General features: G+C 62.1%; 21 protein-coding genes. 10 read left to right on the forward strand and 11 right to left on the reverse strand.

Annotation, left to right across the window (positions count from 1 at the left end):
- Positions 1 to 429 precede the first annotated feature (429 nt).
- Genes AA309_RS02355 through AA309_RS02365 form a run of 3 tightly spaced genes read left to right on the forward strand, consistent with a single transcriptional unit; the run spans position 430 to position 3,302 of the window.
- The gene (locus tag AA309_RS02355; RefSeq protein ID WP_047187384.1) at positions 430 to 1,233 is read left to right on the forward strand and encodes an HpcH/HpaI aldolase family protein; all 804 of its coding nucleotides are present in this window, start codon (positions 430 to 432) and stop codon (positions 1,231 to 1,233) included.
- Positions 1,230 to 2,147, forward strand: coding sequence for an amidohydrolase family protein (locus tag AA309_RS02360; RefSeq protein WP_200901927.1), 918 nt, complete (start codon positions 1,230 to 1,232; stop codon positions 2,145 to 2,147). The genes AA309_RS02355 and AA309_RS02360 overlap by 4 nt, the downstream gene beginning before the upstream one ends.
- Positions 2,148 to 2,189: 42 nt before the next feature.
- Complete coding sequence (locus tag AA309_RS02365; protein ID WP_052954437.1) at positions 2,190 to 3,302, forward strand: Ldh family oxidoreductase; 1,113 nt, start codon at positions 2,190 to 2,192, stop codon at positions 3,300 to 3,302.
- 128 nt (positions 3,303 to 3,430) lie between these two features.
- Here AA309_RS02365 and AA309_RS02370 read toward each other — a convergent pair whose 3' ends face one another.
- The 8 genes from AA309_RS02370 to AA309_RS02405 all read right to left on the reverse strand — a co-directional run bounded on the left by AA309_RS02370 (position 3,431) and on the right by AA309_RS02405 (position 12,071).
- Positions 3,431 to 4,681 carry a CaiB/BaiF CoA transferase family protein gene (locus AA309_RS02370; protein WP_084730810.1) on the reverse strand — a complete coding sequence of 417 codons (1,251 nt, stop codon included), beginning with the start codon at positions 4,679 to 4,681 and terminating at the stop codon, positions 3,431 to 3,433.
- Positions 4,681 to 5,847: an acyl-CoA dehydrogenase family protein gene (locus AA309_RS02375; RefSeq protein ID WP_047187405.1), complete on the reverse strand. Its 1,167-nt coding sequence runs from the start codon at positions 5,845 to 5,847 to the stop codon at positions 4,681 to 4,683. The genes AA309_RS02370 and AA309_RS02375 overlap by 1 nt, the downstream gene beginning before the upstream one ends.
- A 29-nt stretch (positions 5,848 to 5,876) precedes the next feature.
- The gene (locus AA309_RS02380; protein WP_047187385.1) at positions 5,877 to 6,659 is read right to left on the reverse strand and encodes an SDR family NAD(P)-dependent oxidoreductase; all 783 of its coding nucleotides are present in this window, start codon (positions 6,657 to 6,659) and stop codon (positions 5,877 to 5,879) included.
- A gap of 6 nt (positions 6,660 to 6,665) precedes the next feature.
- A complete protein-coding gene (locus AA309_RS02385) occupies positions 6,666 to 8,276 on the reverse strand; it encodes a thiamine pyrophosphate-binding protein (RefSeq protein ID WP_047187386.1) in 1,611 nt (536 codons plus the stop codon).
- 84 nt (positions 8,277 to 8,360) lie between these two features.
- On the reverse strand, positions 8,361 to 9,800 hold the full coding sequence (locus tag AA309_RS02390) for an aldehyde dehydrogenase (protein WP_047187387.1): 1,440 nt from the start codon (positions 9,798 to 9,800) through the stop codon (positions 8,361 to 8,363).
- Positions 9,801 to 9,846: 46 nt separating this feature from the next.
- Complete coding sequence (locus AA309_RS02395; RefSeq protein WP_047187388.1) at positions 9,847 to 10,833, reverse strand: 2-hydroxyacid dehydrogenase; 987 nt, start codon at positions 10,831 to 10,833, stop codon at positions 9,847 to 9,849.
- 117 nt (positions 10,834 to 10,950) lie between these two features.
- Positions 10,951 to 11,481, reverse strand: coding sequence for a chromate transporter (locus AA309_RS02400; RefSeq protein ID WP_047187389.1), 531 nt, complete (start codon positions 11,479 to 11,481; stop codon positions 10,951 to 10,953).
- Positions 11,478 to 12,071, reverse strand: a complete 594-nt coding sequence (locus AA309_RS02405) for a chromate transporter (RefSeq protein ID WP_244470233.1) — start codon at positions 12,069 to 12,071, stop codon at positions 11,478 to 11,480. The genes AA309_RS02400 and AA309_RS02405 overlap by 4 nt, the downstream gene beginning before the upstream one ends.
- Positions 12,072 to 12,281: 210 nt before the next feature.
- Here AA309_RS02405 and AA309_RS02410 point away from each other — a divergent pair, with 210 nt between their 5' ends.
- The 4 genes from AA309_RS02410 (at position 12,282) to AA309_RS02425 (ending at position 16,428) form a co-directional block, all read left to right on the forward strand.
- Positions 12,282 to 13,175 (forward strand): LysR family transcriptional regulator, encoded by an 894-nt coding sequence (locus AA309_RS02410; protein ID WP_047187390.1) that lies wholly within the window; start codon positions 12,282 to 12,284, stop codon positions 13,173 to 13,175.
- Between the two features lie 200 nt (positions 13,176 to 13,375).
- Positions 13,376 to 14,332, forward strand: coding sequence for a Bug family tripartite tricarboxylate transporter substrate binding protein (locus AA309_RS02415; RefSeq protein WP_047187391.1), 957 nt, complete (start codon positions 13,376 to 13,378; stop codon positions 14,330 to 14,332).
- A 121-nt stretch (positions 14,333 to 14,453) separates the two neighbouring features.
- On the forward strand, positions 14,454 to 14,915 hold the full coding sequence (locus AA309_RS02420; protein ID WP_047187392.1) for a tripartite tricarboxylate transporter TctB family protein: 462 nt from the start codon (positions 14,454 to 14,456) through the stop codon (positions 14,913 to 14,915).
- 10 nt (positions 14,916 to 14,925) lie between these two features.
- Entirely contained in the window at positions 14,926 to 16,428 is a 1,503-nt protein-coding gene (locus AA309_RS02425) for a tripartite tricarboxylate transporter permease (RefSeq protein WP_047187393.1), read from the forward strand.
- Positions 16,429 to 16,807: 379 nt separating this feature from the next.
- Here AA309_RS02425 and AA309_RS02430 read toward each other — a convergent pair whose 3' ends face one another.
- Both AA309_RS02430 and AA309_RS02435 read right to left on the reverse strand, forming a co-directional pair.
- Positions 16,808 to 17,014, reverse strand: a complete 207-nt coding sequence (locus AA309_RS02430; RefSeq protein ID WP_047187394.1) for a hypothetical protein — start codon at positions 17,012 to 17,014, stop codon at positions 16,808 to 16,810.
- Positions 17,015 to 17,185: 171 nt separating this feature from the next.
- Positions 17,186 to 17,848, reverse strand: coding sequence for a LuxR C-terminal-related transcriptional regulator (locus AA309_RS02435; protein WP_047187395.1), 663 nt, complete (start codon positions 17,846 to 17,848; stop codon positions 17,186 to 17,188).
- A gap of 189 nt (positions 17,849 to 18,037) precedes the next feature.
- Between AA309_RS02435 and AA309_RS02440 the strand changes: the two genes are divergently transcribed.
- Positions 18,038 to 18,304 (forward strand): DUF6894 family protein, encoded by a 267-nt coding sequence (locus tag AA309_RS02440; RefSeq protein ID WP_047187396.1) that lies wholly within the window; start codon positions 18,038 to 18,040, stop codon positions 18,302 to 18,304.
- A 14-nt stretch (positions 18,305 to 18,318) separates the two neighbouring features.
- On the opposite strand, the gene AA309_RS31600 is transcribed toward AA309_RS02440, so the two are convergent.
- A complete protein-coding gene (locus AA309_RS31600) occupies positions 18,319 to 20,943 on the reverse strand; it encodes a bifunctional diguanylate cyclase/phosphodiesterase (RefSeq protein WP_160310382.1) in 2,625 nt (874 codons plus the stop codon).
- Positions 20,944 to 21,395: 452 nt separating this feature from the next.
- Between AA309_RS31600 and AA309_RS02450 the strand changes: the two genes are divergently transcribed.
- Together AA309_RS02450 and AA309_RS02455 are read left to right on the forward strand one after the other, a co-directional pair.
- Positions 21,396 to 21,632 carry a hypothetical protein gene (locus AA309_RS02450; RefSeq protein ID WP_047187397.1) on the forward strand — a complete coding sequence of 79 codons (237 nt, stop codon included), beginning with the start codon at positions 21,396 to 21,398 and terminating at the stop codon, positions 21,630 to 21,632.
- A gap of 148 nt (positions 21,633 to 21,780) precedes the next feature.
- Positions 21,781 to 22,150 (forward strand): hypothetical protein (locus tag AA309_RS02455; protein WP_200901928.1); only part of this gene is annotated, 370 nt, incomplete at its 3' end.

A 22,150-nucleotide genomic window follows, 5' to 3' on the forward strand; every position in this document is an offset into this window, starting at 1 on the left:
CTGCGACGACCGCATGTCCCGGCGCACGGCCGCTTCGGCTTCGATCAGGCGGAAGTCTCTTTCCGGGAACACGCCGGTCGGGCCCCTTTCGGATCTTCCTGTCCCGTGCGCAGATGCAGGCTGAATGTCTCAAGAGACATTTCGATCCTCCCTCCGGGCGAATTCTTCTGATGGGTTCCGGCTTCTTCCGGGAAGTCTTCTCCCGGCGACCATCACAGTCCAATAAGAAATTTAACGGCCAACATAATTTCTCGTGATGCGGGAACGGTGATGCCGCAAGGCGGCACGGCCTTCAAATTAGACAGCGTAAAACCGCCGACGCAACCCACATAAAAGCCGTTTATAGATTCACCCGAGGATATGATTGGACCCATTTCCGGCCAGCGGTTCACTTCTTGCGATGATGAAACCTGCCTCGGGGAGAGTGGCATGTCGGCAGATCTCGCAAGCATCCTACACAACAATGTCAGGACCAAACTGGCCCGGGGCCAAGTGGTCTCGTCGATGACGGCGCGGCTCGTGCGAGGCGTTGAGATCGTCCGCATCGCGAAGACCGCGGGCTTCGACTCGATCTATGTCGATCTCGAGCATTCTAGCTTCAACTTCGACACCACCGGCCAGATCTGCATGATGGCTCTCGAGGCTGGGCTCGCTCCCTTCGTCCGGGTTCCCACCAACCGGCCGGAATACATTGCCCGCGCTCTGGACGGTGGTGCAATGGGCGTGATCGCGCCGGATGTCAGAACCGCCGAGGAAGCCCGCGCCATCGTCAATGCCGCAAAATTTCCTCCTCTGGGACAGCGCGGCGTCTCGGGAGGATTGCCGCATCTCCAGTTCCGCACCTTCCCGGCCGCCCAGGCCTTTGCGGCCATGAACGAGGCCACCATGGTCATCGTGCAATTCGAGTCCGCGGAGGCGGTGCGGAACGCGGAGGAGATCATGGCCGTCGAGGGCGTGGACCTCGCCCTGATCGGCACCAACGACCTGATGGCCGATATGGACGTGGCCGGCCAGTTTGATCATCCGAAGGTGCGCGAGGCCTACGAGCGGACCATCGCCGCCTGCCTCAAACACGGCAAGCATGCGGGTGTCGGAGGCCTCTCCTCACGGCAGGATCTGGTCGGTGATTTCGTGAGGATGGGAGCCAGGTACGTCTCGACGGGCACGGATTTGGCCTTCCTGCTCGGCGCGGCGACGCAGCGCGCACGCCAGGTTGCGGAACTCCAGCCGTGAACGCATCAATCGCGGCAACCGGCTCCGTGCTCGGAATCGAGCATACCCGGCCGGACTTCGATGTTCCGGCAGGCGCTTGCGACTGCCATGTCCATGTCTTCGGCCCCGACGACCGCTTCCCGCTGTCCCGTGACCGGCTTTACACGCCAGGTCCCGCCCCTCTTGCAGATCTGCTCGCCCACCAACGGACGCTCGGGCTGGATCGTGTCGTGATCGTGCAGCCGAGTACCTATTCGACTGACAATTCCTGCATGCTCGACGCTCTGCATCATCTCGGCGGCAAGGCCCGAGGTGTTGCAGTGGTCGATGCAGGGGCTTCGGAGAAAACACTGCGCGACCTGCACGAGGCGGGCATCCGCGGTCTCCGGGTCAACCTTGAGACGGTGGGCGTGACGGACCCGCTTGCGGCCCGCAGCCATCTCGAAAAGACCGCCGCGCAGGCGGCCCCCTTCGGCTGGCATGTCCAGGTCTATGTCGACCTCGGTGTCATCGCTGCCCTGCACGATGTCATCCGTGATCTTCCCGTGCCGGTCGTCTTCGATCACTTCGCACGGGCAAATGCCGCGAAGGGGCCGGACCAGCCGCATTTCGCAGCTCTGCTGTCTCTGATGCACTCAGGGAAAGCCTATGTGAAACTCTCGGCGCCGCGCCGCATCTCCGACCTGCCGGACCACGCGGATGCGGGCGAGATCGCGAAAATCCTGGCGAGGGCGAACCCCGAACGCCTCCTGTGGGGGAGTGACTGGCCCCATCCCGGCGCAAGGCCCGGCATCGCACGGGATCCGAACCGCATCGAGCCGTTCCATCCCGATGACGACGGGCTGGCCCTGAACAGGCTCAATTCCTGGATGGGCAGCGCCGATCTGACAAGACGCGTTCTCGTCGAGAATCCTGCCCGCCTTTACGGGTTTTAGGACCCGAGTTCCGCGCCCGAATCGACGAGAGAGAAACATGCCATGACGACTGCAGCAGCCACACAACTCAATCCGCTACCGAGCCGGTTCTACGCGAAGGCCGATGATGCGAGAGCGTTCGCTACGCGCATTCTGGTGGCCAATGGCCTGCCTGAGGAGGATGCGAGAACAGTCGCAGATTGCCTCGTCAGGGCCGACCTGCGCGGCGTCGATACCCATGGATTGCAATATCTTCCCCATTACCTCAAGCGCGTGCGCAGCGGACTGATCAATGCGAAGCCGTCGCTTTCTCTGCAGAAGGTGACGCCCGTCGCGGGCCTTCTCGACGGGCAGAACGCCTTCGGCTTCGTGGTTGCCTCCCGCGCCATGGCGGAAGCAATCGACATGGCGCGGGAGTTCGGCATCGGCCTCGTCTCGGCCCGACGCAGCACCCATTTCGGGATGGCCGCCTGCTATGTGCTCCAGGCGGTCGAGGCCAGTTTCATCTCGCTCGTCTTCACCAACGCCTCGCCGGCAATGCCGCCCTGGGGCGGCCGTCAGGCACTGCTCGGCACAAGCCCTCTTGCGGCCGGCGTGCCGAGCGGGTCCGAGGCTCCGTACGTTCTCGACATGTCGCCCGCTGTCGCGGCCCGCGGCAAGATCCGGCGCGCGGCGAAACTCGGTCAGGAGATCCCCCTCGGCTACGCCCTCGATGCCGATGGTCGTGCGACGACCGATCCCAACGCGGCCCTCAACGGCGGAGTCGTGCTGCCGATCGGCGGCCCCAAAGGCTCGGCCCTCTCCATGCTCATGGACATTCTGGGCGGGGTCCTGTCCGGAGCCGCCTATGCAGGAGACGTCGCCAACCAGTTCGAAGTGTTCGACCGTCCCCAGGACGTCGGTCACTTCTTCCTCGCGATCAAGCCGGACCTGTTCGTCACGCGCGAGGAGTTCCTCCAGCGGATGGATACGCTCGTGCAGCGCGTCCACGATTGCCCCAAGGCTGAAGGTTTCGATGAGATCCTGATGCCGGGCGAAATGGAGTCCCGCCTCGAAGCCACGCGCAAGCGTACCGGCATCCCCTACAACGCCATCGACGTCGCGGCGCTCCAGAAGGAAGCTGCCGACGCCGGTCAGCCTCCCCTCGCGATCGCAGACGCTCCTCTGGAGTCTTGAGCATAACGATGAAGGGACGGTGACGGGTGGTCACTGTCCCTTCGTATTGAACTTGTCGTTAGAGCATCGCATCGTTCGAGGCGGAAAACCGGATCCACTTTTCCGCACGATGCGCTAGAACTTCAGGATCAGACCACGCCCTCACGGCGAAGGTCTTCGAATTCCTGTTCCGACAGGCCCAGCCTCTCGCAGAAGACCTCCCTGTTCTGGGCTCCGAGCGGACTGCTCGGCTCCAGAGGCATGGGCGGCACTCCCTCGTACCGGATCGGGCTGTTCTGCACGACGATGCGGCCGTATTGCGGATGGTTGATCCATTGCAGGCTGCGGCGCGCATGCATGTGCGGATCGTTGACGACCTCGCCCAGGTCCCGCACCGGCGCATGAGGAACCCGATGGGCGAGAAGCCGTTCGACCAGCTCGGCCTTCGTGTATTGCTGTGTCCACGCGCTGACGAGTGCATCGATCTCGTCGATATGCGCCACCCGCGTCTTGAGATCCCGGAAACGGGAATCGTCCTTCAGGTCCTCGCGACCCATCGCATTCAGCAGCGCATGAAAGTGACGGTTGTTGTTGCAGATGATGGCGACGTGTCCGTCGCTGGCCGGATAGACATTGTAAGGCGCCTCCGCCAGCCCCCCGTGCCGGTTGCCGGTGCGCACCGGCACCTTGCCGCCGCTGCCGTGGTAGAGCGCAAGATTGGAGCTCAGTGACGCATAGACGGCCTCCTGCATGGAAACCTCGACGAGACGCCCCTTCCCGGTCTTCTCCCGCTCGTAGAGCGCCGTGGCAATGCCGGCATAGAGATGGATGCCGGCGAAGAAGTCGCAGAGCGCAGGACCGGACTTCACCGGAGGACTGTCAGGAAAGCCGGTGATGCTCATGATGCCGGACATGGCCTGCACGGTGATGTCCATGGCCGGATAATCACGATAAGGTCCCGAGCGCCCGTAACCGGTGCTGGAGGCATAGATCAGGCGCGGATTCTCGGCCTGCAGCACCTCGGGCCCGATGCCGAGACGCTCCGTCACTCCGGGAGCGAAATTCTCCACGAGCACATCCGCCGAGCGGACCATCTGAAGGAAAAGCTCGCGTCCGCGCTCCGACTTCAGATTGAGCGTCACCGACTTCTTGTTGCCGTTCAGCATGGCGAACGGCAAAGCGGCGCCACCGAGGCCGGCACGCACCCGAAGGTGCTCGCCGCCATGCGGCTCGATCTTGATGACCTCGGCTCCGGCCATCGCCATGAGAAAGGTGGCGTAGGGTCCATTGTAAATGTGGGACAGGTCGAGGACCACCAGACCGGAGAAGGGATAACCCTGACCGCGCGGTGCCGCCGACGCCTGCGTCACGTCTCCGGCGCTGCTGTGTTCAATGCTCATCAGAACGTCCCCATTCCAAGAAAGCCATCGACCTCGTCGAAATCAGCCATGATCTTCTTGCCGACGAGATCCTTGAGCGTTTCCGTCGTGCCGCCGCCGAGGGTGCCATAACGAGCCCCGCGATAGAGTCTCGACACCGCGTACTCGTCCGTGAAGCCATATCCGCCATGGACCTGGATCGCCTCGCTGGTCACGCGAATGGACATCTCGTTGCAGTACATCTTGGCGACGGCAGCCTGGTGCGGATCCGGGAATGGATTCGCGCTGGCACAGGCCCGGTAGAGGATGCTGCGTCCGACCTCGATGTCGCGGTACATCTCCGCGAGCTTCCAGCGCATTCCCTGGAAATCGCCGATCCGCCGACCGAAGGCCGTGCGCTCCCGGACATAGCGCACCGATTCCTCGAACGCGCCCTCGGCGAGTCCGAGCGAGATGCTGGGATTGAGGCAGCGCTGCGTGTTGAAGGCGGAGAGAAGCCTGCGGAAGCCGTCCTCCCGGATCACCACGTTTTCGAGAGGGATTTCGCAATCGTTGAACTGCACTTCCGCCAGATTCTCGCCGCCCATCGTGTGATAACGGGCCGTGATCTCGAGGCCCGGCGTACCCTTCTCGACGAGAACGCAGCCGATGCCCTCACGCCCCGGCTGATTGTCGATGCGGCTGAAGATCACGAAGGCGCTCGCCTCATCCACACGGCTGATGAGCGTCTTCACGCCCTTCACGATGGCCCGGTCGCCCTTGATGGTGGTGTTGGTGCGATAGTTGGCGACGTCCGTGCCCGCGTGCGGCTCGGTCATGCAGATCGCCAGGATCGCGTCGCCGCTGCACACGGCCGGCAGGATGCGCCGCTTGAAGGCTTCGGGCGCATAGGTCGCAATGATCCGGGTCTGAGATCCCACTTCGCCCAGAACCGCCATGGCGGTGACGTAGCATCCCTTGGCGATCTCCTCGAGCACCAGCGCCGTGTCGAAGACGTTCATGCCCGAGCCGCCGTATTCCTCGGGCACCGCCATACCGAGGACTCCGAGTTCCGCGAGCCGGCGGATATTCTCCCAGGGGAAGCTGCCGTCCATGTAGCGCTGGGCTCGCCCCTTGAACTCGCCCTGCGTGACCTCACGAATAGTGCCGACGATGCTGCGCTGCTCGCTGGTGAGCTCGAAATTCATGACGACATGGTCCCCTTTTTGTTGAATGTTCAGGTGACCGGGCACAGGCCGCCATCAACGTTGATTGCGGTTCCGGTCACGTATGATGCGGCATCCGATGCGAGGAAGCAGGCCACATTGGCGAACTCCTCGGGCTCCCCGAACCGTCCGAGCGGCACCGGGCGCGCATGCGGCTCAAGATACTTTTCGAACGGCATGTCGGGTGCGTCGCGCCTGTGCCGACGCTCCCATTGGCCGCTCTTGATGACGCCGACGCAGAGAGCGTTGACGAGGATGTTCCAGGGTGCGAGCTCCTGGGACATGACCTTCGTCAGGGTGATTCCAGCGGCCCGGCTCAGGGTGGTCGGAGCGCTGGCAGCCTTTGGAGCTTTCCCGTTGGCGCTCACCACGTTGATGATCCGTCCCCAGCGCCGCTCCTTCATGCCTGGCACGACCTTCTGGGCGAGGTCGACGGCGGCGAAGAGCTTCAGGTCCATGTCGGCGATCATGCTGGCGCGGGTGAGTTCCTCGAAAGGAGAGCGGTTCGAGCTGCCGGCGTTGTTGACGAGGATGTCGACCGCGCCGAACTCGGCGGCGATTGCGGCGAAAACCTCGTCCACACGGCCGCTGTCAGTCACGTCGCAGGCATGCCCCACGACTCGGCCGACGGCGTCCCGACGAATGTCCCGCACGGTCTCGTCCAGCACGTTCTCGCGCCGGGCCAGCACGACCACATTCGCGCCGGACCTTGCGAAGCGGGCCGCAATCGCCTTGCCGAGTCCTTCGCTGCCCCCGGTGACGATTGCGGTTCTGCCAGTCAGATCGATCAGCATCGTCGATCAGAGCTCACGCAGGGCGTTGAACTGGTCGACATAGCCGGAGCCGTCGATCCGGACGCCGATCACCGTTGTCCGGCCGGTTTTCAAGGCGGCACCGAGCGCGTCCTGCAATCCGTTCTCCGTATCGACCGTGACGCCGTCCGCTCCGAAGCCCTGGGCGAGCTTCTCCCAATCGCAGCCGCCGATCCCAACGCCATGCAGCGGAAGTCCCTTGATTTCCTGCTTCACACGGATCAACCCGATCTGCTGGTCGTCGAGCACGACGATGATAATGGGCAGGTTTTCGCGCACCGCGGTCTGGAGCTCGGCGACTGCCATCAGGAAGCCGCCGTCACCGGTGAAGGCCACGACCGGCCGGTTGGGATGAGCAAGGCGCGCGGCCAGTGCGCCGGGAACCGCATATCCCATCGAGCCGAGACCGTTCGAGGTCAGGAACTCGCGCGGCCCGTAGGACTGCCATTTCTGCACGACCAGGAGGCGGCTTGCGCCGGCGTCGCAGGTCGCGATGGTCTCTCGCGGCAGGATGGCGCGCGCAACCTCCATCGCCCGCTGCGGCGAGAGGCCCTTGCTCGGGGTGTTGAGAGCATCGATGACGTCCTGGCGGAAGACCGATGCGGCTCTCTCGCCCCAGTTGCTTCCGCCCGAGCACAGATCGGTTATCTTGCGCAGGAGGATCTTCAGATCACCGATCGCCTCGATCTCGGCCGGGACGAGCGCGTCAAGGGACGGAGTGCTGGAAAGAGCCACGAGAGGCGTCGTGTAGGGCCATGCCTTCGGCTGCAACTCCACGCCGTCCAGACCGACGGTGATGATCAGGTCCGCTTCGCTCACGAGCTTGCGCTCGATCAGCCCGCCGATGATGCAGCCGGCGCGCAGGGGATGATCCTCCGGAATGGCCCCCTTGCACTTGGACGTGACGAGAACCGGCGCACCGAGCTGCTCGGCGAGGGCGACGAGTTCGCTGGACGCTCTGTCCCACAGCACCCCGAGACCCGCGAGGATGATCGGCTTGCGGGCGTTCCGCACCCGATCGATGATCGGCTTCAAGGCAGCCGCGTCCGGCTCCGGATACAGAAGGTTCGGCATCAGCGGCGGCTCGGCCAGCAGCGGCGCGGCCTCCTTGGTCGTCTCGCTTTGAGGAATGTCGAACTGAACCGGCCCGGGCGCGGGCGCCGTCGCCGTCCGCATCGCGCGGCGGAGCTGCTGGCGGATGGTCCGCGCGTCGACCGTCGTGCCCCATTTGACGAGGGGCGCGTAGACCGCAAGCTGATCGATGCGCTGCCGCAGACCGACCTCGTGAGCCGGCTGCGAGTAGCGGTCCGTGAGAAGGATGAGAGGAGCGCGGTCGAGGAACGCGTGCGCCGCACCGTTCACCATGTTCGCCGCGCCGGGGCCGCGTGTCGAGAGACAGACGCCCGGAGAACCCGTGATCTCGCCCCAGGTCGCGGCGAGCATCGCGCCGGCCGTTTCCTGCTTCATCAGGATGAAGCGCATGTCGCGCTGGCGCGCAGCCTCCATCAGCTCGACGGACTCGCCGCCCGGATGTCCCACGAGAAACGGCGTACCGGCTTCCTTGAAAGCATCGGCCATCACTTCAACGGTCGTCGACATTCAAATTTCCTCCTGAAATTGTGCGCCCCGCTTCCTCAAGCGGACAGACGTGCAAGGCTTGTTGTGATCGGCATCCCGGCTGCATCAGCCCACGTGCCAATAGAGACCCTTCGGCTCCATGTAGGTTCGCACCCCTTTGAGCCCCTTCTCGCGACCGAGGCCGCTCTGCTTGAGGCCGCCGAAGGGCGTCGAGATCGATGTTTCCTTGTAGGTGTTGATCCAGACCGTTCCGGCCTGGATCGCCCGCGCCACGCGCCAGGCTTTCGCGAAATCGCTCGTCCAGAGGCCGGCCGCGAGACCGAATTCCGTGTCGTTGGCCTGCTTGATCAGATCGCTCTCGTTCTCGAACGGCAGGACGACGGCGACGGGACCGAAGATTTCCTGCTGGCAGACTCGCGACTGGTTCGTGACGCCGCTGATGACAGTCGCCGGATAATAGGCGCCGTTCTTGAATGCCTCCCCGGCCGGCAGATCGCCGCCCACAAGGATTTGGCCGCCCTCCTCGCGGGCAAGTTCGACAGCCCGGGCGACGTGGTCACGATGGTTGAAGCTCACCATCGGCCCCATCCGCGTCCCAGGTACATCAGGCGCCCCCAGCGTGTAGTCTCGCGCCGCGGCCTGGAAGGCTTCCATGAAAGGTTCGAAGATCGAAGCTTCGACGAAAACACGGGACCCGGCGATGCAGGACTGGCCTCCACCCGAGAAGATCCCGTCGGCCACGCTCTTCGGAGCCTTCTTGAGATCCGCATCCGCAAAGACGATGTGAGGCGACTTGCCGCCCAGTTCGAGCACGACCGGCTTGAGGCGCTGCCCGGCCACTGCCGCGATGGCGCGTCCAGCCGCCGTTCCTCCGGTGAAACTCACCATGTCCACACCAGCGTGCTCGACCAGAGCCCGCCCGACATCGGCTGCACCGGTCACGACGTTCACGACACCCGCCGGGAATCCCGCTTCGATGGCGAGCCGCGCATATTCTAGAGCGATGCATGGAGTCACCTCCGACGGCTTGAGCACGACGGTGTTTCCGGCAGCAAGGATTGGTGCCAGCTTCTGCGCCTCGAGCGTAAGCGGCGAGTTCCAGGGCGTGATCGCAGCGACCACACCGACCGGCTCGTATACGGTCATCGTGACACTGGGACCACGCTGGGTCGTGAGCTCGCTTTCGAAGGTCTCGCAGGCGGCGCCGTAGTAACGGAAAGTGGCGGCGGCGCTCTTCGCTTGAGACAGGCATTCCGTGAAAGTCTTGCCGTTGTCCTCCATCTGCACACGCGCAAGATGCTCGGCGCTCGCAGCGACAAGATCCGCCATGCGGTAAAGAAGACCTGCACGCTCATGGTGCTTCAGCCCGGCCCAGGCCGGGTCGCTCAAAGCCGCACGCGCCGCCTTCACGGCATCATCGACATCCGCAGGTCCGGCACCGGCGATCCTGGCGACCTCGGTTCCGTTGCTGGGGTTCACCGAGACGAACGGCGTCCCCTGCCCGTCCCGCCATTGGTTGCCGATCATGAAGGGATGCAGACCCATACCGTTTCTCCTCTTCAGCAACGTGGAGCTTTCCATCGTCATGACGTCAGGCTGCCGACCGGCGCGGCGCCAGCACCAGGTCTTGTGCGGGAATGTCCTCTCCCGAGAGGAAGAGCTGGGTGTTGCGCACCGCCCGCTCCACGACGGGCTTGAAATTATCGATCGTGCCGCCGGCGGTGTGAGGAGTGACGACGGTCTGATCCAGAAGGAGCAAAGGACTGCCCACCGGCGGCTCCTGCTCGAACGCATCGATACCGGCCGAGTAGATGTGCCCGCTGACGAGTGCATCGTGCAGGGCGGATTCGTCGATGAGGCCGCCGCGGGCGCAGTTGATCAGGATCGAGCCGGGCTTCATTCTGGCGATGCGCGCCGCGTCGAAGATCTTGGCTGTCTCCTTCATGAGCGGGAGATGGAGGGACACAATGTCCGACTCCGCGGTCAACTCGTCGAGAGGCGCGTAGGTCACGCGCAGTTCGCGCTCGAGTTCGGGGCCGGCCCGCCGCGGATCGAAGTAGAGGACGTTCGCATCGAAGCCTGTGAGCAGCCTGGCGACAGCCTGGCCAATCGCGCCAAAGCCGACGATGCCGACAGTTTTGCCGTTGATCTGCCGGCTCACTCCGCGCGCCGCCTCCTTGTCCCAGCCGCCGGCGCGGGTCTGCCGATCAAGAAGCGGCAGACGCCGGCAAGCTGCGAGCATAAGGAGAAGCGTATGCTCCGCGACTGGGATCGAGTTCCCGGCCTGGAGGCGCGCCAAGCCAATTCCGCGTGCCGCACAATGATCGAGGTCAATCCGGTCGATGCCGGCTCCAAGCTTCTGAATGAACCGCAGGCGCGGCGCTGCATCGATGAGCGAGGCAGGCATCGGCGCCGCCATGACGAAGGCGACATCCGCATCGCGAAGTGCTTGCGCCTTCTCGTCGATGCTCTGTCCTTTGGCGATGCTGAGCCGCCATTCGGCCGGAACGGCAGCCGCGATCGTGTCGATGCTCTTTGGATGGAACGGGTCGATGATGCCGATTGTCAGCGCCGCCATGGTCAGGCCTTTGCATCAGGTTGATGATTGGCCTGGAGCATTCAATCGATGGGGATCAACGTCCAATCATTAAGTCGCAACTGATCATTAATTCCATTTATGAAGAACGAGCGCCGTTCAGATGATCCCTGCGGCGCCCGCTCCTCCTGCGAGGGCGAGGAGCCACAGGGGATTGATCCGTGTCGTCAGCATGACGAGGGCGGTTGCGGCCGTAATGACATAGCTGAGAACATTCTGAGCGGAGGCGGCTGTGAGAAGCCATGCGCTGGCGATCATCAAGCCCGTCGTCAGGGGGATGAGCCCGCTACGCAGCAATCTGAACCATTTCAGATGCTGCCACTGTGTCGACAGGCGCGTGGCCACATAGGCGATGACTGTCGCCGGACCGCAGATCGCGAGTGTGGCCAAAAGGGCGCCGGCGAGGCCGGCAACCTGCCAGCCGATCAGGGTAACGAAGATCACGTTCGGGCCCGGGGCCGCCTGGGCGAGCGCGTAAAGAGCGGTGAACTGCTCGTTCGTCATCCACGGATGGTCGAGGACGACGAAGCGATGAAGCTCAGGGAGGATGGTATTCACCCCGCCTATCGCTAAAAGGGAAAGGAGCGAGAGGTGGAAGACGAAGGCCCATAGACTGTCATTGTCGCTCATGGCGTCTTCCACCAGATCCAAACGATGCTGACCGGCGCCATGACGGCGAGTGTCCAGACGAGCGGCACCTTGAGGATCACGATCGCGACGATGACAAGAACGGCGATGGTGATGGTGCGCCCTGAGCGGAGCACCGGCCAGGCAATCTTGATCGCCATCGCGACCACCAGCCCGGCAGCGGCGGAAGCAATCCCCCGAAAAGCGTTCGCAACGGCCGGAAGATCGCTGTAGCGCGTATAGGCCGCACCGAGGCAGAGGACGATCGCGATCGGAATCACCATCAGCCCCAGGAGCGCAGCCGAAGCGCCGGCAGCGCCCGCGAAGCGCGCCCCGACATAGATGCTGATGTTCACGACGTTGGGGCCCGGAAGCAGCTGGGACAGTCCCAGCACCTCCGTGAATTCGGCAGAGGTGAGCCAGCGGCGCTTATCGACGAGCATGTGGCGGACGAAGGGGAGCACGCCACCGAAACCCGAGAGTCCGACCAGCAGAAAAGCCCAGAACAGCTCGCGCACGCTGACCTTCGGTTCTGGTGAGCCCTGCACCGTCCCCTGGTCATCTGGCCTCAGCTTGCCGCTCTTCATATCCATTCTGTACGGCCTCCTTCTTCCGCACCGGCTACCCTGCAGCGCTGGCGAAAGACAATGCCTCCGGCACGGATGCGCCGCATCCGTGCCGGAGTGCCGGACGGTTGATCATTCGCGCGATCCATATCAATGTCTAATCACTTATCCGAGCATGATCATAAATTCTGGTAATAGGCCTGCTCGAAGTGAATGGGACGGGAGGAAGCAGCGAGAATGATGAACCTTCGACAGATGGAGGTCTTCTACGCCATCATGGTGACCGGTTCAGTCACGGGAGCCGCACAACTGCTCAACGTCACGCAGCCGGCCATCAGCACCGTGCTGAAGCACTGCGAAAGCCGCTTGAAGATGAAGCTCTTCCACAGGGTCGGCGGCCGGCTGCAGCCGACCAACGAGGCCCAGGCCATCTTCCCGGATGTCGCCGAGATCTTCGGTCGAATCGAGGCCGTGGGACGGCTCACCCAGGATCTGGTGGGCGGGCGCCTCGGCACCCTTCCTCTCGCGGCGGCTTTCCCGATTGCCAACGGCTATCTGGCGAAGGCTGTCGCCACTTTCGTGGCGAAGAGGCCGCAAGTGCGATGCACCCTCCAGTCGCTCACCTCTCCGCAGGTTCTCGACCGGGTGATCAACCGCGAGGTCGAACTCGGGATCGCGCACGAGCCGATCATCAGCTCGGCGGTGGACACGGAGGTGCTCATGAGCTGGAGCATCGCCTGCGTCATGCCGGACGATCATCCTTTGGCCGAACGCGACGAGATTAATATCAAGGACCTCGCCCCCTATCCCATCATCACATACCTGCCCCAGATCGTCTTCCGTCCCTATGTCGACCGCGCGCTCAGCGAGGCCGGGATTGCGCCCAATATCGTTGTCCAGGTGAGCGTCTCCCTCACCGGCATCATGCTCGCGCGTTTTGGCGCAGGCGTCGCGCTCGTTGATCCGCTTCTGGTGAGTACGATGGGCATTCCCGGGCTCGTCGTCCGAAACTCGAACCCCCGCATCGAGGCCAGAACCCTTCTCATCCGGCCGAAGGCCGCTCCTCAATCCGTGGTCGTGAATGACTTCATCGATCATCTCAAACAGACGATCCGCGAGGAGCATCTCTAGAAGCCGGCTTTATGGCTGACGCCGGATTTTTTATTCGACACGCTGTCTCCGTCAGCTTCTCATACCGCCACTGGCATGCCGGGGCGGTAAACCTCCGTCCCGAAAAGCCTCATGATCGGATGCGAAGACATCGGTGAGCCCTGTGGGAGGTAAGAGCAGGGCTCACAACAAAATATCACATAGGCATACGGAGGAAGCTCATGAAGTTCGTCAGATACGCTCTTACAGCGGCGGCAATGGCATTCGCGACCACGGCTGTTGCGCAGCAATTCCCGGCGAAGCCTGTTACCCTGGTCGTTCCATTCGCTGCGGGTGGCTCGAATGACATCCTGGCACGGCACCTCGGCGACAATCTCAGCAAGATGTGGGGACAACCGGTCGTCGTATCGAACATGCCCGGCGCAGGGGCCGCGATCGGGTCCGCCCATGTCTCCAAAGCGCCTGCGGACGGGTATACGCTCCTGATCGCATCCGTCACCTTCACGATGAATCCGGCGGTGCAGAAGAATCTGCCGTTCGATCCTGTCAAGGGCTTCAAGCCTGTCGCCATGATCGGCAAGGTTCCGCTGGTTCTGGTGGTTGGAAAATCCGTACCGGCCAAGAACATTCAGGAGTTCCTGCAGACGGCGAAGACCAAAGAACTGGCCTATGCCACGTCTGGTGTCGGCACCGTCAATCAGTTCGGAGCCGAACTCTTCGCGCAGAGCGCCGGGATCAAGATGATTCCCGTTCACTACAAGGGCGGCTCGGAAGCCATGACCGACGTCATCGGCGGGCATGCGGACCTTTTCATGAGCAGCATGACCCAAGCCCTGCCGCTCATCCGTGGCGGTCAGCTGCGAGGACTGGTCGTCACCAGCGACCAGCGCGCCAGCGTGGCTCCTGAGATCCCGACTGCCGATGAGGCCGGTGTCAAGGGCGTCGATGTCGAGCAGTGGTGGGGAATTCTCGCGCCTGCCGGCACCCCGGATGAGATCGTCAACAAGATCAACGGCGACATCAACAAGGTTCTGGGCACTGAGGCGACCAAGGAATTCCTTGCTCGCGATGCTGCTCGACCGACACCGATGTCCGCGCAAGCCTTCGGCAAGCTCATCCAGGACGAGCTCCAGAAATGGCGCACGATCGCCGAGAAGGCCGACATCCAGGCTCAATAAGGAGCCGCATAAGCCTGACCTGCAGAATAGCTGTGTGCAGCACGCATTGGACTGTGCTGCACACAGTTCTCACCTGCTCTTCAAGAGCTGAGAGGACGAATGTACGTCTTCGGGTAGTGCAATGAAAATCGTGCGTCAGAAAGACTTCGCCTCGGGCCTCCTGTACATCATTCTCGGGATCGCCTTTGCCGTCGCCTCGTATGGATATCGGATGGGCACGGCGTCCCGAATGGGCCCCGGCTACTTTCCGTTCTGGCTCGGCATCATCATGGCTGCGATCGGTGTCATGGTAATCCTCGGCGCTGTTCGGTCCCGTGCCGAACCTCAAAGAATGGAGCGCTGGGCACTCGGGCCTCTGTTCATCATTCTTGCTTCGGTCGTCGTCTTCGGTCTTCTGCTCGACACTCTCGGGCTCGTGCTGTCGCTGATCGCCCTGGTCGTCGGATCGAGTCTCGCAAGCCATGAATTTACGTGGCGGGCGACCCTCATCAACACGCTCGTCCTCATCGTCTTCGCTCTGGTCGTTTTCGTCTACGCGCTGAACCTCCAGTTCCCAGTTTGGCCGACATTCATCGCGGGTTGAGGAGGTTACGGTGGAACTCTTCGACAACCTGATGCTCGGATTTGCGAGCGCTCTGACCATTCAGAACCTGCTTTATGCCTTCGGTGGCTGCGTTCTGGGAACCCTTATCGGAGTCCTGCCCGGGTTGGGCCCGCTGGCCACAATCTCGATGCTCCTGCCCTTCACCTTCGGATTAGAGCCCTTGTCCGCCCTGATCATGCTCTCCGGCATTTACTACGGAGCGGCGTATGGCGGGTCGACGACGGCGATCCTCGTCAATCTTCCGGGTGAAACCTCGTCAGTGGTCACCGTGCTCGACGGTTACCAGATGGCGCGGCAGGGACGCGCGGGTGTTGCACTGTCGACGGCTGCCCTCGGCTCATTCTTCGCCGGCTGCGTTGGAACGCTGATCCTGGCGGCCTTCGCCAAGCCTCTGACGGAGTTCGCGTTCGAGTTCGGTCCGGCAGAGTATTTTTCACTCATGACCATGGGCCTCGTCGGTGCGGTCTCCCTCGCATCGGGACCGCTCCTCAAGGCGATCGGGATGATCGTGCTCGGATTGCTGCTCGGCCTCGTGGGAACGGACGTTGCCTCGGGCGTCATGCGCTTCACCTTCGGACTGCCGCAGCTCTGGGAGGGGATCGACTTCATTGTCATCGCGGTCGGAATCTTCGCCTTTGGCGAGATCATCGCCAGCTTGGAGCACAAGGAGATCCGAGAGGCTTACACGGGCAAGATCACCAATCTCTGGCCGACTCTTGCCGACTTCAAGCGCATGATGCCGGCCGTGCTGCGCGGTAGCGCCATTGGGTCGGCCGTCGGCATACTCCCTGGAGCCGGCCTTTCGCTTGCCTCCTTCTTTGCCTACAGCCTGGAGAAGAAAGTCTCCAGGACGCCCGAGAAGTTCGGAAGAGGCGCGATCGAGGGCGTGGCCGGCCCTGAAGCCGCCAACAATGCGGCGGCGCAGACGGCCTTCGTTCCAACGCTCACCTTGGGAATTCCCGGAAGCGCCACGATGGCCTTGATGCTGGGAGCGATGATCGTTCACAACATCCAGCCCGGCCCGCAGGTGATGACCAGCAATCCCTCCCTGTTCTGGGGGCTGATCGCCTCCATGTGGATCGGAAACCTGATGCTGGTGATTCTGAACCTGCCGCTGGTCGGCATTTGGGTCAAGCTGCTCACCGTACCCTTCAAGGTTCTCTACCCGGCAATTCTGCTGTTCTGCTGCGTTGGCGTCTACTCGGTGCAGAACTCGGTCTTCGACCTGTTCCTCGCGGTTGGGTTCGGCTTCTTCGGCTACGCTCTCAGAAAGCTGGAATGCGAACCGGCACCTCTGATGCTCGGCTTCGTGCTCGGCCCGATGATCGAGGAGAATTTCCGTCGAGCCATGGTGCTCTCCAAGGGCGATTTCGCGATCTTCATCCATCGTCCTATCTCGGCGGTTCTCCTGGCAGTAACCGCTATCCTCATCATCGCGGTGGCCCTGCCGGCCATCCGCAATAAGCGCGAGGAGGCATTCCAGGAAGATTGAGAAACACCAGCTTATCGGTTGCCGCGATGGCGAGTGGTCGCGGCGCGAACTTCGGATCACCACCGAACCCAGCATCCCGCACGAGTGCCGAATTTCCGTTGCTGATGAGAGAATCGGTGGTCTCGCCGAAGATGGTGACTCCAACGGCGCCGATCCGGTCCGAATCTCCTGCCGCGATTAACCTATTTAATGGCGCTGTCGGTGCAGGGGCGTAAGTTGCAAGTTCTTCTTCCTCCCGAACTCCCTCTGGGTCCTGCTCCCTCCCGGCCTCCGGCGAGGGAGCTTTTTTGCGGTGCAGCCCAAGCGGGGCGCCTGCTCGAATGCGCTCGCCGGCGGTTTCAAGGGACAAAGCGCATGAGGCAGCTCGTACCTTCAGCGATCAGGTCTTGTCGCCCCGCTCCTTCCTGATCCTCTCGGCCATGCCCGGAGACATGGGGCCGACTCCGTCCGGATCACGATTCTCCCTCGCGGCCTCGTGCATCGTGTTCACGAGCGGCTCGAATGAAGGTTCGAGCGTCGGTTCATCCGCGGCTTGACGAGCCTCCTTGGCCGCGATGTTCGCCTTTTCGGCTTCGTTCCGGGCCATGCCATCTCTCCTCTTTGCCCGACCAACGCCGCCTCTGACCTATCGTTCCGGCAGCATCGGGCGGTCGACCATGGCCAAGCTGACCTGACAGGGGTTTGGGACCAGCCATGGAGAGTCCACTGCATGCCGGAGGCGGATATCTGCTGGAAGCGCTGATGGACGCTGGGGTCATCAGCCGGAGAGCAATTGTGAGCCCGCCGCTGCCACCGCCGCTCGCGATCGCGCCCCGAACACCCGGAACAGCGCAGCCATATGCACTTTGACCGTTCCTTCCCCAAGGCTCAGGGTCTGCGCGATCTCCTTGTTCGATTTGCCTTGCATCAGAAGCTCGAGAACCTCCTTCTGGCGCGGGGTCAGGCTGTCGATCGGGGGCCTCCGCGTGGGCACGGCCTTCAGCACCTGCACCCCGTCTGAGGCAGGTGCAATGGATGCGACCGACGGTGGAACATAGATCAGTCCGTCCATAATCAGCCTGAGGGCCTCTACGAGCTGAGCCGGGCTGATCGTTTTAGGCACATAGCCGTGAACACCTGCATCCAAGGCCGCAAGGACATCCCGCTTCCGGTGCGACGTTGACAGGACCGCCAAGCGAAGATTGGGGAAGCAGTCACGCACGGCCGTCAGACAAGCCGTGCTTTTGATGCCAGGAATCGCATGATCAAATACCGCAAGCGATTTACTCGGCTTTTGAGAGAGTTGTTCTACGGCCTCATCAAGAGAAGCGGCATGGACAACGCTGGAGAATCCAAGCTGCTTGATCAAAATTGTCTGGAGTGCCAGTCGGAAGTAGTCGTCACCGTCGGCAATCAAGGCAACTTGACCAGCCTTGTCCATAATTCCCTCCGTTCGGAGTACCCATAAAGGCTTAGCCGGAGAATGCATCTGCTGCGTGCAAGTTCCTTATGTCGGATGGCCTAGGACGGAGCCAAAGGCGGATTAGGCTATTTAGCCAAATAGGCATTCGCGCTTTGTCCGCTTAACAAAGGTGAAAAGCAGCATGGGACATTAGATGACGGGCACCAGATGGGGATCTACTATTTCCATATCCGGGACGATCTTGGTCTGATCGAAGATCAGGATGGCATTGAACTTCCGGACAGCATTGCATTGCTGATGGAAGTCATTCAAAGTGCAGACGAATTCGCGAGGGAAGCGGCCATTCGGCCCCAGATGCGTTTCGAGGTGGCCGATGCTGCCGGACGAACCGTGCTCATGACGCCTGTGCAGCAAAGTTCGGAGTCGTGGGCGTTGTTGGCGAGTTTGTCGGTTGCTGCAGGGAGCATCCACTGACTTTAACGTCACCTTTATTCGTGGGCGATGAATTGCGGCACATCTTCAGCAGGCATTGGGCGGCCCATGTGGTATCCCTGAACGAGGTTGCAGCCCAGCTCTCGGAGAAGTGTCATCTGAGTGGCCGTCTCCACACCCTCCGCAACCACCTTGATGCCGAGGCTTTGCCCTAGGCCCAGAACAGCCCGGACAATCGCGGCATCGCCCGCGTCCGTTTCTAGTTTGCTCACAAACGAACGGTCGATCTTGATGACATCCACTGGGAATCGCTTCAGGTGCGCCAGCGATGCATACCCGGTCCCAAAATCATCGAGCGCGATCGTCACGCCGGCTGCGCTCAAGGTACGCAGTGCCCGTTCTACAGTGTCAGCGCTGGAATCCAGGAAGACACTTTCGGTCACCTCGACCTCAAGGCAACTCGTCGGCACGCCGGCCCAGTTCAGTTCCTCAATCACGCGCTCGGCATAGTCGCCGCAACGGAACTCGACGGCCGCAGCATTGATGGCGATCCGGCCTGGATCGAGCCCGGCGTCTAGCCAGCCGCGCATATCCTGGAAAACCCGAAAGCGCATGCGCTCGCCGATCGCAATCCCAAGATCCGGGTCATCGAGAGCGGGAGCAAGTGTCGCCGGAGATTGAATCCCCCGACTGGGGTGGCGCCAGCGCAAGAGAGCCTCGAAGCCGCCCAATGTGCCTGAGGCTGGCGCCACCTTGGGCTGGTAGAAGGGTTCGATCCAGCCGAACGTCACTGCCTTGCCGGCGATCTCCAGAGCCGAGGCAGTCCTTTGCGCCTCCTCACGCATGGCAGGGTTAAACATCCTGAACGTGCCACGCCCGCTGCCCTTCCCGTGGTAGAGGGCAAGGTCCGCCTGCTTCAGAAGTTGCTCGGTCGTCATGCCGGATCCGGCAGCAACGGTGCCTCCGATGCTGATGCGGAACTCAAGCGTGCTTCCAGTGCGCCTAAGAGGCTCCTGCGTCTGAGTCAGAACTGCCTTCGCCATTTCAGCAATCTGGGCCTCGTCCGCCACATCAGGAAGGATAATCGCGAACTCATCACCACTAAGCCGGGCGACCGTGTCGGTGATGCCAACCGCGCTGTGCAGCCGCGTGCCAAGTGTCTGCAAGAGGGCATCCCCGGCATCATGGCCGAACCTGTCATTGATCTGCTTGAGATGATCAACATCAATAAGCAGCAGCCCGACCATCCTCTGCAAATTGACAGCCTCGCCGACTGCCTGCTGGAGACGCTCGTGAAAGAGCCTGCGGTTGGGCAAGCCCGTCAAATCATCATGATAGGCAGCATAGCGGAGATGCTCCTTGGCGAGCTTCCTGTCGTGGATGTCCTCAAGTGTGCCATACCAGCGAATGATGAGACCATCTTCATCTCGTCGGGGTGCCGCGCGAGCGCGGCACCAGCGGTAGCTCCCGTCGGCCAGGCGCACGCGGTACTCTGCATCAAACGACTCGCCGCTCGATACGGAGTGCAGCCAGCGCTGCTGCGTCGGCGCCACGTCGTCAGGGTGCAAAGCCTTCATCCAACCGGAACCCAGCGCCTCTTCAGTCGGTATGCCTGTGTGCTCAAACCACCGGGAGGAGACATCGAGTATGTTGCCCATAGGATCGGCAGTCCAGGGGACCTGCGGATTCAGTTCGACCGAGTGGCGATAGTGCTCCTCACTTTCCCGCAGTGCCGCATCGCTCCGCTGGCGCTCGATCGCCAGAGCCGCCAAGTGCAGCACGGCATCGATACGAGCCATATCCTTCTCGGTGGGGACACGAGGCTCATCATGGTAAAAGGCAAAGGTGCCCAGCACCTCGCCGGAGCGCGCCAGCACCGGTCTGGACCAGCAGGCTCGCAAGCCATGAGACAGCGCCAGATCGCGCCAGTCTGCCCAGAGCGGGTCAGAGGCAATATCGGTGACGATCACATCTCGGCATTCTGCGGCAGCGGCCCCGCATGAGCCAACGTCAGGTCCAACAGTCAAGCCGTCGATAGCGGCGCTGTAGGCGGCCGGAAGGCTGGGCGCAGCACCATGTCGGAGCACCTGCCGCTCCCTATCCAGCAGCAGAATGGAGCAGCGGGCACCAGGGATCTGCTCCTCGGCCAAAAGGCAGAGCGCCTCCAGAACCTCGTGAAGGGAGAGGCCGGCGGCTATCATCTCCAACACGCGGGCATGCCCCTGGTGGGTCAACTCCGCCTGCTTCCGGTCCTGAACGTCCTCTATCGTGCCGTACCACCGCGCAATGGCGCCGGTCTGGTCGCGTTGGGCTCCTGCGCGGGCTCGAAACCAGCGATAGCTGCCATCGGCCACTCTGATCCGGTACTCGCATTCGTAAGGCGCTCCTGTGACCAAGGTCATGCGCCTCGTCTCTGCAACCCGCGTCACATCATCCGGGTGAACAAGCCTTAGCCATCCGCTCCCGAGCAATTCCTCGAAGGGGATGTCCAGCACGCTGGCCCAACCCGAACCGACATGGATGATCCTCCCCTCCCGATCCGAGGTCCAAGGAATCTGCTGACTCAGTTCAACAGCATGGCGATAGAGCGTTTCACCCTCCTGCAAGCCCGGGTCGGGGGCTCCGGAGGAGTCGTTGCGAGATACGTCGCTGGCTTCAGTAGAACCTGCGTGATCGTTCAATTCTATGTCGTCTTTGTAGATTTGAGGCTCCGTAGATTTGAGGCTCCCGGCGGGTGGAGGATCATTTTTGAGCCGCAGCATCTGGGCTGTCGACTAGGCTATTTGGCCTATTCTTCCGCTTTCGATAAAATGGTGCGTTACCGCAGCCATCCTTGCGCTGCCGTTGCTGCAAGAACATCGGGTTCGACATAGCCTCGGATGTTCTCTCAGATGGCTGTCGGCCTCTCGCCCGAATTGCTCACCTGACAACGCTTCGTCTGCGTCAAGACCTCAATTGCCTCGGATTGACAGGGATCAATCCGGTGCACGGTATGCGATGTTAAAGGGACGTCGATGCCATCAACGTTTGTGAAGGCGAAGTTTCTGCACGTCGGCAAACTTAGCCGTTCGTTTGGGTCTCTGCTTCAGGTCGATGGTTGAGCTGCCATCCATGTGATCGTTCGGGAGGACCTATGATGATTGACGACGAAGTGGAGGCGGTTGCCAGAGCGATCGCCCGGGCACGGCACCCAGCCTCTCCCGAGAACCCGACGCCCGTACCTGAGACGGTATCGGAGCATCATCGGGACCTTGCCAGGCTGACTATTGCAACGCTTGCGCGCCATCGGGCGGCAAAAGCCGAGAGTTCCGATAAGTTGGGCCCCGGTGAAATGGAGCATCCCGCCGCGGACCGCCACGATATGGATTGAAGGCAGGACTTCCACTGTCGTGCGGCCCCGACAGGCGGGATTTTCTCTTCAAAGAACCAGTTCACAATCCCGAAGTCGTACCTATTTCTGGGTAAAGCCAACTGACTCCGTATGAGGTCGGATGCAATTGCGGTACTGGAGATCGCGCGTGGCCAAGGATGAAATTGAGGCCGTCGCCAAAGCCTTTTACTATGTTCTTGAAGGCGCACGAGACTGGGAGAGTGAGCCTGAGGTGCTCAAGGAGCGGTTCCGGCAGGATGCTCGCGCCGCCATCGAGGCGCTCGACGAGCACAGGGGCGTCACCGCTTCCCGCGATATCCCCCCTCTCGTTGTAACAGGAGAGCTTCCCAACGCACGGGACCTTCTCATGAACTCGCATGAGGTCAGCGTACTATCGGTCCCTGCTTTCAGAGCTTTCAGGACTGTTTTACTGGGTCCTGACCACACCTTTGACGTCGCCAACGCCTCGTATCTCGGTCTTGTCGGCCACCGGGAACTAGGCCGTGTGGACGGATTGG

This window comes from Microvirga vignae, assembly GCF_001017175.1.
Taxonomy (GTDB): Bacteria; Pseudomonadota; Alphaproteobacteria; order Rhizobiales; family Beijerinckiaceae; genus Microvirga; species Microvirga vignae.

What these genes read in the sequence shown, in the direction of transcription:
- AA309_RS02355 (WP_047187384.1), top strand. Translation starts at nt 430, where the DNA reads ATGTCGGCAGATCTCGCAAGCATCCTACACAACAATGTCAGGACCAAA.
- AA309_RS02365 (WP_052954437.1), top strand. Translation starts at nt 2,190, where the DNA reads ATGACGACTGCAGCAGCCACACAACTCAATCCGCTACCGAGCCGGTTC.
- AA309_RS02370 (WP_084730810.1), bottom strand. Translation starts at nt 4,681, where the DNA reads ATGAGCATTGAACACAGCAGCGCCGGAGACGTGACGCAGGCGTCGGCG.
- AA309_RS02375 (WP_047187405.1), bottom strand. Translation starts at nt 5,847, where the DNA reads ATGAATTTCGAGCTCACCAGCGAGCAGCGCAGCATCGTCGGCACTATT.
- AA309_RS02380 (WP_047187385.1), bottom strand. Translation starts at nt 6,659, where the DNA reads ATGCTGATCGATCTGACTGGCAGAACCGCAATCGTCACCGGGGGCAGC.
- AA309_RS02385 (WP_047187386.1), bottom strand. Translation starts at nt 8,276, where the DNA reads ATGTCGACGACCGTTGAAGTGATGGCCGATGCTTTCAAGGAAGCCGGT.
- AA309_RS02390 (WP_047187387.1), bottom strand. Translation starts at nt 9,800, where the DNA reads ATGGGTCTGCATCCCTTCATGATCGGCAACCAATGGCGGGACGGGCAG.
- AA309_RS02395 (WP_047187388.1), bottom strand. Translation starts at nt 10,833, where the DNA reads ATGGCGGCGCTGACAATCGGCATCATCGACCCGTTCCATCCAAAGAGC.
- AA309_RS02400 (WP_047187389.1), bottom strand. Translation starts at nt 11,481, where the DNA reads ATGAGCGACAATGACAGTCTATGGGCCTTCGTCTTCCACCTCTCGCTC.
- AA309_RS02405 (WP_244470233.1), bottom strand. Translation starts at nt 12,071, where the DNA reads ATGGATATGAAGAGCGGCAAGCTGAGGCCAGATGACCAGGGGACGGTG.
- AA309_RS02410 (WP_047187390.1), top strand. Translation starts at nt 12,282, where the DNA reads ATGATGAACCTTCGACAGATGGAGGTCTTCTACGCCATCATGGTGACC.
- AA309_RS02415 (WP_047187391.1), top strand. Translation starts at nt 13,376, where the DNA reads ATGAAGTTCGTCAGATACGCTCTTACAGCGGCGGCAATGGCATTCGCG.
- AA309_RS02420 (WP_047187392.1), top strand. Translation starts at nt 14,454, where the DNA reads ATGAAAATCGTGCGTCAGAAAGACTTCGCCTCGGGCCTCCTGTACATC.
- AA309_RS02430 (WP_047187394.1), bottom strand. Translation starts at nt 17,014, where the DNA reads ATGGCCCGGAACGAAGCCGAAAAGGCGAACATCGCGGCCAAGGAGGCT.
- AA309_RS02435 (WP_047187395.1), bottom strand. Translation starts at nt 17,848, where the DNA reads ATGGACAAGGCTGGTCAAGTTGCCTTGATTGCCGACGGTGACGACTAC.
- AA309_RS02440 (WP_047187396.1), top strand. Translation starts at nt 18,038, where the DNA reads ATGGGGATCTACTATTTCCATATCCGGGACGATCTTGGTCTGATCGAA.
- AA309_RS02450 (WP_047187397.1), top strand. Translation starts at nt 21,396, where the DNA reads ATGATGATTGACGACGAAGTGGAGGCGGTTGCCAGAGCGATCGCCCGG.